The organism is Nonomuraea sp. NPDC002799 (genome assembly GCF_053592075.1).
This window is the reverse complement of record NZ_JBSFVA010000051.1, coordinates 14,643-28,956: the sequence shown is the minus strand read 5'-3', so window position 1 is coordinate 28,956 and position 14,314 is coordinate 14,643. Positions and strand designations below refer to the sequence as shown.

The following is a 14,314-nucleotide window of genomic DNA, read 5'->3' as shown; positions in this document are numbered from 1 at the left end:
ACCGATAAGGGACTAGGAGAATGGGTACAGCCGAGCTATCTCACCTATCGCTTCCATAGGCTGGTGGCCGCCGGTCCGGTTGCATGACCTGCGCCACGGAGCTGCGACATTGGCGCTGGCCGTCGGGCACGGAACTGAAGGTCGGACAAGGCACGCTGGGGCATGCCAGCATCGTGCCGACCGCCGACACCTACGTCTCGGTGCTGCCGCAAAGGTCATCGGCCGCTTCCCCGGCGAGACCTCCTGCGTCAGCCTGGCCTGGGCCGTTCTGGACCGCGCCGCCCATGGCTGGCGCGGCTTCACCAGCACCAGCAAGGGTCTCGGCAACGCGACCTTGCGGGCCGAAGTCATGCCTGCTGGAGAGACCGATGGATCTCCAGGCTTTGGGGTCACGGCGTCCCGCTCAGGCCGCATCGCCGCGACCGTCCCGTGACGCTCAGCGTGCCGTCATGGCGCCGTCCACCGCCATCGGCAGGCCGGTCACGAAGGACGCGGCGTCGGAGCAGAGCCAGGCGGTCGGCCAGAACAGGTCGTCGCTGCGCGTTCGGCCCTGTGGCGTGCGCGGTGACCGTGATCCACTCGCCGACGAGGAACTCGAGATGTCAGCATCGGTACGTACTCGCCATCGCGCGGCACACTCACGGCTGAGCGAACCTCTGATCGTCCTGACGGCCACGGCCGCCGTCACGGGGGCCGCGGCGCTGACGGCCGTGCTCATCGCCCCGCCCGCCACGCGGACCATCCTGACCTGGGCCCTCGGCGTCGCGGCCGTCCTGGTGTGCGGCGCGCTCACGTTCGCGGCGTCGAGCAGGCAGCAGGTCCGGCAACTGCGGGGCCGGCTCACCGGCGGCGACGCCGAGCTCGCCAGGCTGGCCGGTGAGACGATGCAGGAAGCGGTGCGGCTCGTCCACAACGGGGTGTCGGCCGAGTCGGTCCTCGCCAAGGTTCCGCGGCCCGCCGGCAAGGCCCAGCAGCAGATCCTGTACTCCTTCGTCAGCGAGGTCAGCAGGCAGGGGCGGATCCGCGCCGCCACGACCGCGGCCTGTGCCAGCGCCGCCGGCCGGGTGCAGGCCCTGGCCACGAGCACGCTGGCCGATCTGCGCAAGATGGAGGACCGGCACGACCGGATCACCCTCGGCGACCTGCTGAAGCTGGACCACACGACCGCCCAGGCCGGACGGCTCGCCGACAGCATCGCCGTCCTGACCGGGGCCCGCTCGGGACGGCGCTGGACCAAGCCGATCGTGATGGAGAGCATCCTGCGCGGGGCGATCGGCCGGATCAGCGCCTACCAGCGGGTCCGGGTCCACTCCTCCAGCACGTTCGCGATCGCGGGGCATGCCGCGGAGGGCGTCATGCACTCGCTCGCGGAGTTGATGGACAACGCCACCAGCTTCTCCCCACCCACCGAAGAGGTCCACGTGTACGTGGAGGAGATCACCGCGGGTGTCGTGATCACGATCGAGGACTGCGGGCTGGTGATGAGCCCGGCCGCGCCGGCCCGGGCGGAACGGGCCGTCTCCGCTGAACCGCTGGACTTCACAACGTTGTCCGGTTCCCGGCTCGGCCTGGCGGTCGTCGGCTGTCTGGCCCGCAAGCACGGGCTCACCGTCTCCTTCCGCCCGTCCTCCCGTGGCGGCACCGGCGTGGTGGTCATGATCCCGCAGCGGCTCATCAGCCAGAACGCCTCGGTGCCGCCGCAGGCGCGATCTCCCAGGCAGGCCCCGGCCAGGCAGGAGGCCCCTGCGCGCGAGACCCCTGAGGGGGACGGGGAGTTGCACGGCCTGCCGCGCCGCCGCCGGGGACAGACGTTCGCGGCCACCTCGTCCGCGCAGACGCCGCCTCAGCCCGCGGCCGGGCCGGAACCGAGGCCCACGCGGAGGCCGTCGGACACCGGAAGCAAGTTCAGCGCCTTCCACCAAGCAAGCAGGGCACGCAAGAATCCGGCGAGCGAAGCACATCAGATGGGTGAGGAAGAAACTCGATGAGTACATCGGCTCAGGAACTCGCCTGGTTGCTCGAGAACCTCCTGGAGAGGACTCCGCAGGCCAGGTACGCCGTGGTGTTGTCGCGAGACGGCCTGCGGATGTCCCATACCGCCGCGCTGTCCGTCGACCGCGCCGACCAGCTCGCCGCGATCGCCTCCGGGATCCAAAGCTTGTCGTACGGCGCCTCCATCGAGTTCGGCGACGGCACGGGCGGCCTGCGTCAGTCCATGACCGAGTTCCACGGCGGGTTGTTGTTCATCGTGGAGGCGGGAGAGGGAGCGCACCTCGCCGTGGTGGCCGGCGACGACGCCGACCCGGGCGTCATCGGTCACAACATGAACGAACTGGTCGAGCAGATCGGTGAACACCTGACCGCGCCACCTCGTGCGCCACAGACGAGCAGCCGGCCCTGATGGCACCGCGCCTGGAGGACGAGAACCCGGACCGCCTCTACATGGTGACCGGCGGACGCAGCGGCGTGGCCGACGACGGCCTCGACATGGTCACGATCATCGTGAGCGAGTGCGACCCGACTCCGGGCATGCAGTCCGAGCATGTCCGGATCCTCCGGCTCTGCACGAGCCCGATGGCCGTCGTGGAGATCGCATCCGAGCTGCGGCTGCCGGTCATCGTGGTGCGCACACTGCTCTGCGACCTGCTCGACATGGGACGCATCACCGCCAGGAACCCGCGCCCGGCGCCGGCAGAATCGCGTCTGCCCGACCCCGAACTTCTCAGACAGGTGCTCGTTGGACTCGAACAGCTTTGACCCGGTCGCGCGGACTCCCTTGGCGGGTTCCACGACCACCGGACTCAAGATCGTGATCGTCGGTGGGTTCGGTGTGGGAAAGACGACCATGGTCAAGTCGTCAGTGAGATCCGGCCGCTGAGCACCGAGGAGACGCTGACCCGGGCGGGGGAGCAGGTCGACGACGCGCGCGGCGTGGAGTGGAAGTCCACCACCACGGTGGCGTTCGACTTCGGCCGGATCAGTCTGAACCCCGAGATGGTGCTCTACCTGTTCGGGGCGCCGGGTCAGGAACGGTTCTGGTTCCTGTGGGACCGCCTGTTCACCGGAACGCTCGGCGCCGTCGTGCTGGTGGACACGCGGCGCCTGGCCGACTCCTGGTACGCCATCGACCGGCTCGAACACCACCGCATGCCGTTCGTCGTGGCCCATAACCGGTTCGGCGACCCCACGCACTCCCTCGACCAGATACGCGACGCGCTCGACCTCTCCTCCGACGTGCCGCTCGTCGCGTGCGACGCGCGGCGGCGGGAGTCCAGCAAGGCCGTGCTGATCACGCTCGTCAACCACCTCCATGCTCTGTCCTCCGCCCGGTAGGTGACCTCATGACTGATTTCACGCAATCCTCCGACGCCGCCTCCTGGTTCGCCGTACCGGCAGAAGGGCCGGACCGGAGCGCGTTCAACGGCGCCTTCCGTATGTACGGCAGGACCTACCACCAGGACCCCGCCGCCGCCTTCGATGAGATGCGCCGGCATGGGCCCGTGGTGCCGGTCCTGCTGGAAGGCGACATCCCGGGCTGGCTGGTGCTCGGATACCGCGAACTGCGCTACGTGCTCAGCAACCCCACGCTGTTCGTCCGGGACTCCCGCCATTGGAACCAGTGGGACAACATCCCGCCCGACTGGCCCCTCATGGCGTACGTCGGCTATCAGCCTTCCATGCTGTTCGAGGTGGGCGCGGCCCACGAACGCCGGGCGGGGGCGGTCAGCGACGCGCTGGCGGCGGCCGACCAGTTCGAGCTGCGCGCGAACTGCGAGCGGCCCCGACCTGCCCTCCCGGCTCCTGGCCCATCCCGCCGGGCTGAGCGACGAGGAGCTCATCCAGGACCTGCTGCTGACCATGACCGCGGGCCACGACCCGACGGCCACCTGGATCAGCAACACGCTCCAGCTCATGCTGACCGACGACCGGTTCGCCATGACCCTGTCGGGTGGCCGGCGCAGCGTCGGCCAGGCGCTGAACGAGGTGCTGTGGAAGGAAGCCCCAGGGCAGATCGCCATCGGACGGTGGCCGATCATGGACACCCAGGTCGCACGGCTGCCCGCATCCCGCGCCGGAGATCGCCGAGATCATCACGCACATCGCGGTGGAGACGCTGCTCGACCGGCTGCCTGACGTGGTGATGTCTGCGTCGCCCAGCGCCGTCAGCCACGGTGCCGCGCCCGGATGACCTACGGGCGTTCGGGAGCCTCCAGCAGGCCGCGGTTGTACCCTTCCGCCACCGCCGCCGCACGGTCCTTGACGTCGAGCTTCGCGTAGATGTTGAGCAAGTGCGTCTTGACCGTGGCCTCGGTGATGAACAGCCGGGCCGCCGCCTCCCGGTTGGTGTGGCCGGCCGCGACCAGCCGCAGCACCTCCAGCTCGCGCCGGCTCAACGGCCCGGTCGAAGGCGCCGGGGTGCGGAACCGGCTCATCAGGCGGGCGGCCACCGACGGCGAGAGCGTGACCTCGCCGCGTGCGGCCGAGCGCACGGCACGCAGCAGCTCCTCCCGTGGCGCGTCCTTGAGCAGGTAGCCGGTTGCGCCGGCCTCGATCGCGGGCAGCACGTGGCTGTCGGTGTCGTACGTGGTCAACACCAGCACCCGGGCCGGTACGCCGCGCCTGGCCAGCTCGCCGATCGCGGTGACGCCGTCCATGCCGGCCATCCGCAGGTCCATCAGGATCACGTCCGGCCCGAGCGCCTCGGCCAGCCGGACCGCCTCGGCCCCGTCCGCCGCCTCACCCACCACGCTGAACTCGGGATCGCGGGCGAACATGCTGCTCAGCCCGTCGCGTACCACCGGGTGGTCGTCGGCGACGAGCAGCTTGATCGGGTCACTCACTGACATACCTCCAGCGCCTCCGTGGGCAGGCAGGCCGAGATCCCGGTCCCGCTGCCCACCTCCGATTCGATCTGCAACGTGCCCGACAGCGCCTCGATCCGCTGCAGCATCGCCACCAGCCCGAAGCCCCCGCCACGTTCGACCGGTGCGGCCGGGTCGAAGCTCGCGCCGCGCTCGAACCGCGCGGCCGGGTCGAAGCCGGGGCCGTCGTCGCGGACGTCGAGTGCCACCTGCCGGTCCATGTAGGAGAGGGTGAGGCCGACGCGAGTGGCGGTGCCGGCGTGCTTGGCGACGTTGGCCAGCGCCTCCTGAGCGACCCGCAGCAGGACGACCTCGGCCTCCGGGCGCATCGTACGGGTTTCGCCGGTGACGGCCACCTGGGCCGGAAGGTTGTGGCGGGCCGACCATTTGGCAGCCACCTCGGTGATCGCGTCGGCCAGCCGGCCGGTCTCCAGCGGTTCGGGGCGCAGCTCGTTCACCGAGCGCCGCGCCTCGGTCAGGCTCTCCCTGGCCAGCGCGGTCGCCGCCGCGTGATGCCGGCGCCACGCGTCCGGGTCGTCGGCCGCTTGCTCGGCCGCCCGCAACTGGGTGACGATTCCGGTCAGGCCCTGGGCCAGCGTGTCGTGGATCTCCCGCGCCATCCGGGCCCGCTCGTCCAGGACCCCGGCGGCGCGGGCCTGCTCGACCAGCCGTTCCTGCAGCGCCGCGTTCTCGGCCAGGGCGCCGGCCAGCCGCCCGTTGGCCTCCCTGGTCTCGCGCAGCGCCGTCTCCCTGGCCTCGTAGTACCGCGCGCCGATCTCGCCGAGCCAGGCCAGCAGGCACATCGGCGCGATGTTGACGGCCAGGACCCCCAGGTACTCCAGGAGGCCGAGCCAGGTGCCGATGTCCAGGCCGGCCGACTGCGCCGTACCCGCCACGACCGCGGCGCCGACGATGAAGTACAGCTCGCGGGGCCAGCCGATGATCCGGTACGCGTAGAAGTACAGCGCCGGCGTGTAGAAGCCGAACCACGGATTGCGCACGACCATGACCAGCACGAACAGGATCAGCCCCGTCAGGAAGACGCTCATCACGCCGATCCGGCCACGCCACGCCGGGCGCAGCGTGAACAGCGCCAGGCTCCACACCGCGGCCGCCGCGCAGAGCGCGAGATCGATGGCGAGGGGGCCCGGCTGGTCGTGCTTGATTGCGATGGTCAGGGCGGCCATGACGGCCAGCAGCACGTACGGGACCACGGTGACCATGGGCTGGAGTCGTCGTTCCCAGCCCACCGGCCCAGCCAGCTGCCAATCGCGCATCGCCCACCTACTTCCAGCCGAACAATCTAGCCGCTGCCACGGCGGCCCCCGCCGCCCACCCGTCTGGTGCGTTCGTGGCGTCCCGCAGGGCCGTCCGCCTGGTGCGCTTCTCCCTTTCGATCGCCGCGCTCATTGCCGGCCCGCCGGTCGCCGGTTGAGCTGTACGACCACGGGCAGCAGGAGCAGGCCGCAGACGCCCTGCTCCAGCTTGAACCAGAGTGGGAACAGGCCGGGCAACGCGATGATCACCACGATCGCGACCATCATGATCGCGGTGACGATCCGCAGCCGCAGCAGCATCTTCCGCTCGCCGCGGGCCGCCTGGACCGCGAAGAACAGCGTGACCAGCGAGGCGGCGGCGACAATAATGCCGCGGACCCAGACCGAGTCGGTGACCATCGCCCCATCGTTCCTGAACACGATCATCGTCACCAGTGTCAGCAGGCTGACCGCGGCGTACCCTCTGATCAGCCAGACCACATTACGCATCTCCACTGCCTCCATCCTTTCCGTTCGCCGAAGGGAACCAGCGTCGCAACGGAGGCACCCAGTGCGGATCGCCCGATCTTCCGGGCGGGCGGTGGATTCGGGCGGTCGTCCACGCGGTGGAGCGAATCAACCGATCGGTGGAGATGACCGCTCGGTGGCGATGGTCACAGGACCGCGCTGTCACAGACGACAGGTCGCCGAATGCGATGAGGACCATCTCGGCCAGAGTGCGGGGGCGGCTTCGGGCCACATCTTGGCGGTGTCGCCGACCCATCCCTCGCGCATCTCGTATCTGCCCTGGTGGCCGCTGACCGAGGGGTGGGCGTCAGGTCGCATAGGGCGGCCGAGTTCTTGGCGCCCACACGGCTGACCGTCACCCGCGCCCGGCGTCGCGCACCGCGTCGGCGACCACGAGCAGGGTATCGATCGGGTCGTTGCCGAGGGGGTACACCCCGACCTGATCCGCGCCCGCGTCCAGGTGCGCGAGCAGACCCTTCGCCACGGCGTCCGGGGTGCCGTGGGCGACGAGCTCGTCGATCAAGCGGTCGCTCCCGGAGCCGGAGAGGTCCGCTTCGGTGTACCCCAGCCGCCGGAGGTTGTTCGCGTAGTTCGTCACGCCCAATGCGGTGCCGGGCGGGGCGGACCGAGCGATCGCGCGAGCCCGATCGGCGTCGGGTTCCGGGAGCGCGAAATGCCCGGGCAGCACCAGTTTCCCCGCGCCGAGCGCCGCGCGGGCCCGCCGGGTGTGCTCGGGGGTGATCAGGCCCGTGAGGGTCCCGGCCGTGCGGTCGCGCGCCAGGCGCAGCATCCGCGGCCCGAGCGCGGCCAGCACGATCCGGCCGGCGGGCACGCCGGCCCGCGTCAACCGATCCACATAGGACATCAGGGTGGCGTACGGCGAGGTGTACTCGGCGTGGACCTCGCGGTGCCCGATCCCGACCCCGAGCAGGAACCGGCTGGGGTGCTTCGCCTCAAGCCGGTGGTACGAGGCGGCGACGGTCTCCGCGTCCGCGGTCCACGCGTTCACCACGCTCGTCCCGATCACCAGCCGGGTGGTCGCGTCCAGCAGCCGTTCCGCCAGGGCGAGGTCGGCCGGGGGAGAGGCGTCCAGCCAGAGCGTGCCGTAGCCGGCGCGCTCGAGGTCCGCCGCCCAGTCCGGGGTCACTTCGTGCTCGCGCAGGTGGGCGCCGAGAAGTCCAAGATCGATGCTCATGCGGCGAGTACACCAGGAGCGTCCGCCGCGAACCAGGCCCGGTCCGGACGCGCAGCGATAACCTGGGGGCATCGTCGCAGGACAGGAGGCGGGCCGATGGAACTACGGGCGTTGCGGTACTTCGTCACCGTCGCCGAGGAACTGCACTTCGGCCGAGCCGCCGACCGGCTGAGCATCGCCCAGCCGGCGGTCAGCAGGACGATCGCCCGGCTGGAACGCGAGCTGGGGGTCCGGCTGTTCGACCGGTCACCACGCCGGGTTCGGCTCACCGCGGCCGGGCACCGCGTGCTCGAGACGGCGAGGGAGGCTCTCGCCGCCGTCGACCGGGTCCGGGCCACGGCGAGCGAGCAGGGCGGGGTGATGCGCATCGGGACGGGCACCGGGCAGTTCACCGCCCGGCTGGAACGCGGGATCGACGCGCTGCGCGAGCGGGCCCCGGGCTTCGGCGTCGTACTCGTAGACCTGCCGCTGACCGCGCGCCTGAACGCCGTGCGGCAGGGGGACGTCGACCTCGCGCTGGCCAGGGGCGTGCGGTCGGCACCCGGGGTGCGGGTGCTGCCGACCTGGACCGAGCCGCTGTTCGCGGTCGTGTCCGCGCGGCACCCCGCTGCCGGGCGCGCGGCCGTGGGCGTCGCCGACCTGGCCGGCGGCGACCTGTGGATCCCGTCGCCGGACTCCGTGTCCGCCTCGCTGCGCGAGGCCGGGATCGAACCGCCGCGCGGCCGCCCGTCGGGGACGGTCCAGGACACCCTCGTCGAAGTGGGCTCGGATCCGCGCGGCTGGACGGTGCTGCCCGCCGACCAGGTCGCCGAGATCCGCTCGGCCCGCGTGCGGGCGATCCCCCTGGCACCGCTGACGACGGTCATCGGCAGCGTCATCGTGCCGCAGGACCTTCCGCGCGCCTGCGCCGCGGCCCACCACACGGCCTTCGGAGACTGACCGCGCTACCTGATCCAGCGCTCGCCGACGGGACCACCCTTCTGCATCGCGGTGACCTTCTGCCGCAACGCCTCGGGGTCCGTCGGCAACGCCTCGAGATCCTCCATGGAGACCTCGCTGCCGCTGTCGGCGGGTCCGAGCCAGAACGTGCCCGAAGGCTCCTTCACCACGCCGGGCGGTGATGCACCGGGAAGGCCGGCGATTCGATGAGCCCGTCGAGGAACTCGATCCGTTCGGCCAGATTCCGGAGCTGACGAAGAAGTTCTCGCACGGCACCGTCGATGCGGTCGTTGAGGTGATGTCGGACGGCGCCCCTGTGTCCGGCGCTTCCGGGGTGCCCACCCCGTCATGCGCCGCGCAGCAGCCGCCGCAGCGAACGCGGTCTGATCAACGCAGGCCGGGACTGGCAACACGTTCGGGAGGACGGTCGCAGCTTCCGGGTCGTCGCCGGGAGGGCTCATCACGGCGTCATCGTATGCGCGATAGATGGAAGGGGAACACACCCGCCGCCGTCTCTGTACGAGCTCGAACCTGCCACGACCGGGACAGCGAGTCGATCGGCGGCGCGCCGCTGTCAGATCGCCTCGTGCGGGGATAGCGGGTACGGTTCGAGTTCCTCCCACTACCGCTTGAGCGGGCTGAATGATCATGAGCATGGAATTCGAGCTCCGGTGTCCCATCAGTGCCGATCTGGAGCTCATGCGCGGCCTGGTCCGTGCTCATGCCCACCGTGGCGGTCTGCGGGATGAGCGGTTGGAGGATCTGGTGATCGCGGTCAATGAGGCGGTCACCAACGTGCTCGACCACGGCGCCGCCGTCGGGATGGTGATCGTCCGCAGTGGCGCCGACGCCATCGTCGTGGACATCGTCGACTTCGCCGGACGGCTGAGCGATGAGCATCTGGCCGCGGCCAAGGTCGATCCCACCAGCTCAGGAGGCTTTGGCCTGTGGGTGATCCAGCATCTGTGCGACCACGTCGAGCTCGAGCAGAGCGAGCAGGGCTCCCGCCTGAGGTTGCGCATGTGCCACCACTCCACCGGCGACTGCCGGCCGTGCCCGGGGCCAGGCCGGGAAGGCCATCGGCCATAGAGCGACTACGCGCCGCCGGCCTGAGCACGCTGCCCGGACCAGGCAGCATGAAGACCTTGGCCAGGGACTATTGGCCTGATTACGGCGATGAATCGATCATGCAGCAGGGCGTGGAGGGCGTGCAGGGCGTGCAGGGCGGAAAGAGCCGATGCAGCTCATCGCCGGGTGTGTAGAGCGTGTCTCCCGCGTGTCGGGCGGTGGGCTCGGGGTAGGGCGCGCGGCGTGGACAACACGAGCAACGACACGGGCGACACCCTCGCGAACCAGCTCCTGACTGCCGGCCCGCGCGGGGATGACACGGTGGCCCCTAGCGAGCTCCTCAACGATCTTCCCAACCTCCGCGTAGTCGACAACGACGATGACGACCCGATTCTGGTGGATCGTCATGGTCACTCCGTTGACACCTGGCGGGAGCACTATCCGTACACGACCAAGATGGACCGGCAGGAATACGACCGAACCAAGCGGTTACTCCAGATCGAGCTGGTGAAGCTGCAGTATTGGATCAAGGAAACCGGAGTTCGGTTGGTGATCCTCTTCGAAGGGCGTGACGCGGCGGGCAAAGGTGGGACGATCAAGCGCTTCCGCGAACATCTCAACCCTCGCGGCTCCGCTGTCGTGGCTCTGGAAAAGCCCGGTGAGCGGGAGAGCACCCAGTGGTACTTCCAGCGCTACATCGCCCACCTGCCCGCGGCCGGCGAGATGGTCTTCTTCGACCGCTCCTGGTACAACCGAACCGGTGTCGAGCGGGTGATGGAGTTCTGCACCGCGCCGGAGTACCTGCAGTTTCTGCGGCAGGCGCCGATGCTCGAACAGATGCTGGTCGAGGACGGCATCCACCTGATCAAGTTCTGGTTCTCGGTGTCCCGCAGCGAGCAGCTCACCCGCTTCATCATCCGCACCGTCGACCCGGTCCGGCGCTGGAAGTTGTCCCCGATGGATCTGGCCTCCCGCCAAAAGTGGGACGAGTACACCGACGCCAAAGAGGACATGTTCCAGCACACCGACACCGTCCACGCACCCTGGACGGTCATCAAGAGCAACGACAAGAAACGCGCCCGCATCGAAGCCATCCGCCACGTGCTGACCCGATTCGACTACGACAACAAGGACCACGAGGTGGTCGGCGTACCCGATCCGCTCATCATCCGGACGGCCGCCGACGTCCTGGACGAAGACCGCGACCCAACCCCCGGACGGCGCGGCTAGTCAGGGCACCGGCCGGCCCATGCCACTGACCGCCGGGTGGCGGGTTCCAGCCAGCCGAGCCGTTGGGCCAGGTGCCGGGCGCTGTTGATGACGGTGGCGATGTGGGGGAGGGGTTGGCGGCGTGCCACAGCAGTGACCAGGGGTAGTGCGTGGCAGGTTCGGTCAGAGGCCGCCAGGTGGTGCCGGGCCGGTTGGAGGTGCGGAAGGAGGAAGGGATGCAATGCACGCAGCGGTGCTGGAGTACGAGGTCGGCGGCGGCGCGGGTGCTCTGAACGGTGCCCTCGTAGATGGTGGGCGCGAACCCGCCCGAGCGGCACAGCGCGAGGACGAACTGGTTGAGCTCCGGTGTCTGGGCCTCCTCGCCGAGCAGCAAGGGTTGGCCGGCCAGGGCGGCGACGGGTACGCCGTCGAGGTCGGCGAAGGGGTGGTCGGGCACCAGCACGCCGAGTGGATCCAGTCTGATGAGCTTGGCGGTCACCTCTGCCGGGGCCTGGGAGGCGTGTCCGATGGCGATGTCCAGGCGGCGTTCCAGGCCGTCGTCTTCCAGCTGGCTGCGCCCATCTCGTTCGCAATCAGTCGCCGTCCTGGTTCACCAAGGTCGAGGCATCAATCTCAGCTCAGACGGCTTCCCATGAGCATGCATCGATGCTCTTTGTGGCGGGTGACTTCGACCGACACGGCCAGGTTCCGGTGCCCCGGCCTTCTCGTCGGTGTGCCACATCTGGGACCGTCACGGCGGCACATCTGATCCTTCGCTACCGGTGGCCTTGCCTTTCGCCGTAGATGGGCCGAGCTCGGGGCCGTCCTCATCAGGTGGCTGCGATCGGGTCAGGTGTCAGAGCCGCCAGTGCTGCTGCTGAGACCGGCCTGGATGAGTCCGGCCAGCTGCGGGTCCTGATCGATGATCCGGGTGGCGACCCCCGACAGCTTCTCGTTGTGATTGCGGGCGTAGCCACGCATCAGCGTGAAGGCCTCGGCCGGGCTGATCTGCGCGCGTTCGGCCAGCATGCCTTTGGCCTGCTCGATGATGACGCGGGTGTTGAGGGCGTACTGCAGTTGCTCGGTGACCAGCTGATGCTGGCGCAGGGTGCGCTCGTGGGTGACGCCGATGGTGGCCACGTCGGCCAGCGCCTGGGCCACCGCGCTGGTATCGGCGGATGGGGCACCGGGCGCGTGGCTGAACAGGTTCATCGCGCCCAGCACCTGCTCACGCAAGCGCAACGGGAAGGCCTGCACCGAGACATACCCGGCCCGCTGCGCCGCCTGGGCGAAGCGCGGCCACACCCGCGGCTCGGCGCGCAGATCCGCGCAGGTGACCACCTGACCGCCGCGGTGGCAGTCCAGACAGGGCCCTTCCTCGTCCTGCAGCTGGAACAGCTCCAGCAGGCGCACCTGCTCACTGGAGGCCGCGACCAGGGTGAGCGAGCCGCGCGCATCAGCCAGCAGGATGCCGGCGGCGTCGACCTCCAGCAGTTCCACACAACGCTCGGCCAGCATCTGCAGGAAGTCGATGACATCGAAGCCGACGACCAGAGTGTCGGCCAGCTCCACGAACGTCTGGACGGTTTTGCGATCGAGCACCGGCCTCACCTCGAAGTCAGCATGGCATACCGCCCAGAGCGACGGCGCCGACGACAGACTCACAGCTGCACATGAGGAGCTTCATCTCCGCTCCGGAACAAAACGCAGACGCCGCCCCACCACGTCGTCGGCCACATCGAGCAGGGTCCGCTCGGCAGCGAACGCGTGCGCGCGCAACCGCACAAACGCGGTGCGCAGATCCACGCCCGCCTGGACGGCGATCATTCCGGTGGCCTGATGCACCTGCGCCCACCGCTCCACACTGCCGTGCCAGAAGCCGCCCATGTCCACGCCGGCCCCATCGATCTCCGCGCCATCGGCGGACGCCCCGGCCGGTCCGGTGCCCAGGCCCGTTTGCTGGATGTGCACGAGCAGGGCAGCATCGGCGAAGATCAGCGCGTCGGCGAGATCACCGGCGGTCATCCACCCCGCCCGGGCTCGGCTGATTTCCAGCACACCGACCGAGATCGCGCCCAGCAGCAGCGGAAAGGCGAAGAGCGCAGGTGCGCCCGCGCGCAGTGCGGCCGGGGCGAACATCGGCCAGCGTCGCTGGATCTCCGGCTCGGCCAGGTCCGGCGCCAGAATGGGACGCTGATCGGCCAGGGCAGCGACGGCTGGACCCTCGCCCAGGGTGGCATGGGCGACCATCAACTCATAGGCGGCCGGGCTGCTTCCACACAACGGCTCATAGTCCATCGGCGGACCAGCCAGGGCTATCGCGACCCCGTGCGCATCCAGTGTCCTGGCGCAGACCACGCAGACCGTCTCCAGGGTGACCGGTGCGCCATGACCGCGAGCAGAGGTGATGATCGATTCCCACACCGCCGCGGAACGCTGCGTGTTCATCGGCCCTCACCGTCTGCGCGCCGGCGACGGTCAGGGGCGGGGGCCAGCTGATCCGCATCAGGCTGGATGCCGGCCAAGCACACCACCGCCCGTCTGCACGGCACCGCTTACCTGGCCGAGTCGCACCGCGCCTCGGCGTCTGTGCTGCCCAGGACATAGCCGGCCAGGATGTCGCTGGCGAGGATGTAGGTGGACGGTCCGTCGGCGACGGCCTGCCGGCGCACCCGCAGGAGGCCTGCCAGGCGAGTCAACACCGAGCTGAGGCCGCGCAACCGGAACCAGCCGCCGGTCGCGAAGAAGCGTTGCGTGCTGAGCAGGAGCAGCCGCAGTCCGCCGCTGTCGCAAAAGGTCAGCTCCGAGACGTCGACGATGATGCGATGGTGACCGTCCTTGCACAACCGGTCCAGAAGGCGTTCCAGCTCGGCCCTGGACATGGCGTCCAGCTCGCCCACCATGGACAAGACGGTATGGCCGGGGTGAGCGAAGTGGCCGGGATGGTGCACGGTGCTGATGTCGAGCCTTGTCATGTCGCCCACTTTCAGCAGGCATCACATGAAGATTTGAGGCGAACCAGACGGGCCCCCGACCACAGACGTTGACGCCTGGCCGGCTGCCGGGCCGCGTCACCTTGGCACCGCAGGGTCAGGACGGTACGAAGATCGCGATACGCGCAATCCCCAGATGGTGCGAAGGGTGAAAGAGTGCTCTCTTTCGACCTCAGCCTAGATGATGCCGGAGCTGCTACCAAGCCCGCGCTTCACGCGACCCGCACCAGGGCCACACGCACTTGGCCGTTGACGGACCGCGCG

16 protein-coding genes and 1 pseudogene are annotated in these 14,314 nt (G+C 69.6%); 8 read left to right on the top strand and 9 right to left on the bottom strand.

All coding sequences use genetic code 11. The annotated features are described in order from the left end of the window. The first annotated feature begins 449 nt into the window (after window positions 1-449). From ACWD0F_RS46925 to ACWD0F_RS46905, 5 genes and pseudogenes are all read left to right on the top strand, one after another. Window positions 450-1,988 carry an ATP-binding protein gene (locus tag ACWD0F_RS46925; protein ID WP_449888869.1) on the top strand — a complete coding sequence of 513 codons (1,539 nt, stop codon included), beginning with the start codon at window positions 450-452 and terminating at the stop codon, window positions 1,986-1,988. Further along, entirely contained in the window at window positions 1,985-2,401 is a 417-nt protein-coding gene (locus tag ACWD0F_RS46920; RefSeq protein ID WP_449888867.1) for a roadblock/LC7 domain-containing protein, read from the top strand. The genes ACWD0F_RS46925 and ACWD0F_RS46920 overlap by 4 nt, the downstream gene beginning before the upstream one ends. Next, complete coding sequence (locus tag ACWD0F_RS46915) at window positions 2,401-2,757, top strand: DUF742 domain-containing protein (protein WP_449888865.1); 357 nt, start codon at window positions 2,401-2,403, stop codon at window positions 2,755-2,757. Before ACWD0F_RS46920 ends, ACWD0F_RS46915 begins: the two co-directional genes overlap by 1 nt. After that, window positions 2,738-3,333, top strand: a pseudogene (locus ACWD0F_RS46910) (GTP-binding protein). The gene ACWD0F_RS46915 and the pseudogene ACWD0F_RS46910 overlap by 20 nt, the downstream one beginning before the upstream one ends. A 525-nt stretch (window positions 3,334-3,858) precedes the next feature. Continuing rightward, window positions 3,859-4,134, top strand: coding sequence for a hypothetical protein (locus ACWD0F_RS46905; RefSeq protein WP_449888863.1), 276 nt, complete (start codon window positions 3,859-3,861; stop codon window positions 4,132-4,134). 56 nt (window positions 4,135-4,190) lie between these two features. Here ACWD0F_RS46905 and ACWD0F_RS46900 read toward each other — a convergent pair whose 3' ends face one another. The 4 genes from ACWD0F_RS46900 to ACWD0F_RS46885 all read right to left on the bottom strand — a co-directional run bounded on the left by ACWD0F_RS46900 (window position 4,191) and on the right by ACWD0F_RS46885 (window position 7,841). After that, a complete protein-coding gene (locus ACWD0F_RS46900; protein ID WP_449888861.1) occupies window positions 4,191-4,847 on the bottom strand; it encodes a response regulator in 657 nt (218 codons plus the stop codon). Next, window positions 4,838-6,139 (bottom strand): histidine kinase, encoded by a 1,302-nt coding sequence (locus ACWD0F_RS46895; RefSeq protein WP_449888859.1) that lies wholly within the window; start codon window positions 6,137-6,139, stop codon window positions 4,838-4,840. The genes ACWD0F_RS46900 and ACWD0F_RS46895 overlap by 10 nt, the downstream gene beginning before the upstream one ends. 129 nt (window positions 6,140-6,268) lie before the next feature. Then, window positions 6,269-6,628 (bottom strand): hypothetical protein, encoded by a 360-nt coding sequence (locus ACWD0F_RS46890; protein ID WP_449888857.1) that lies wholly within the window; start codon window positions 6,626-6,628, stop codon window positions 6,269-6,271. A gap of 373 nt (window positions 6,629-7,001) precedes the next feature. Next, window positions 7,002-7,841, bottom strand: coding sequence for a TIGR03620 family F420-dependent LLM class oxidoreductase (locus ACWD0F_RS46885; protein WP_449888856.1), 840 nt, complete (start codon window positions 7,839-7,841; stop codon window positions 7,002-7,004). Between the two features lie 96 nt (window positions 7,842-7,937). Here ACWD0F_RS46885 and ACWD0F_RS46880 point away from each other — a divergent pair, with 96 nt between their 5' ends. Continuing rightward, window positions 7,938-8,780: a LysR family transcriptional regulator gene (locus ACWD0F_RS46880; protein WP_449888854.1), complete on the top strand. Its 843-nt coding sequence runs from the start codon at window positions 7,938-7,940 to the stop codon at window positions 8,778-8,780. Window positions 8,781-8,785: 5 nt separating this feature from the next. Here ACWD0F_RS46880 and ACWD0F_RS46875 read toward each other — a convergent pair whose 3' ends face one another. After that, window positions 8,786-8,950: a hypothetical protein gene (locus ACWD0F_RS46875; protein ID WP_449888852.1), complete on the bottom strand. Its 165-nt coding sequence runs from the start codon at window positions 8,948-8,950 to the stop codon at window positions 8,786-8,788. A gap of 484 nt (window positions 8,951-9,434) precedes the next feature. On the opposite strand from ACWD0F_RS46875, the gene ACWD0F_RS46870 reads away from it, so the two are divergent. Both ACWD0F_RS46870 and ppk2 read left to right on the top strand, forming a co-directional pair. Continuing rightward, window positions 9,435-9,869: an ATP-binding protein gene (locus ACWD0F_RS46870; protein ID WP_449888850.1), complete on the top strand. Its 435-nt coding sequence runs from the start codon at window positions 9,435-9,437 to the stop codon at window positions 9,867-9,869. A 222-nt stretch (window positions 9,870-10,091) separates the two neighbouring features. After that, window positions 10,092-11,078, top strand: a complete 987-nt coding sequence (gene ppk2, locus ACWD0F_RS46865; protein ID WP_449888848.1) for a polyphosphate kinase 2 — start codon at window positions 10,092-10,094, stop codon at window positions 11,076-11,078. Here the strand turns inward: ppk2 and ACWD0F_RS46860 are convergent. From ACWD0F_RS46860 to ACWD0F_RS46845, 4 genes are all read right to left on the bottom strand, one after another. Beyond that, the gene (locus ACWD0F_RS46860) at window positions 11,014-11,625 is read right to left on the bottom strand and encodes a LysR family substrate-binding domain-containing protein (RefSeq protein WP_449888918.1); all 612 of its coding nucleotides are present in this window, start codon (window positions 11,623-11,625) and stop codon (window positions 11,014-11,016) included. The genes ppk2 and ACWD0F_RS46860 overlap by 65 nt on opposite strands. Before the next feature lie 281 nt (window positions 11,626-11,906). Then, window positions 11,907-12,659, bottom strand: coding sequence for a GAF and ANTAR domain-containing protein (locus ACWD0F_RS46855; protein WP_449888846.1), 753 nt, complete (start codon window positions 12,657-12,659; stop codon window positions 11,907-11,909). 81 nt (window positions 12,660-12,740) lie between these two features. Further along, entirely contained in the window at window positions 12,741-13,505 is a 765-nt protein-coding gene (locus tag ACWD0F_RS46850) for a GAF and ANTAR domain-containing protein (protein WP_449888844.1), read from the bottom strand. 107 nt (window positions 13,506-13,612) lie between these two features. Beyond that, window positions 13,613-14,032: an STAS domain-containing protein gene (locus ACWD0F_RS46845; RefSeq protein WP_449888842.1), complete on the bottom strand. Its 420-nt coding sequence runs from the start codon at window positions 14,030-14,032 to the stop codon at window positions 13,613-13,615. Between the last annotated feature and the right edge of the window lie 282 nt (window positions 14,033-14,314).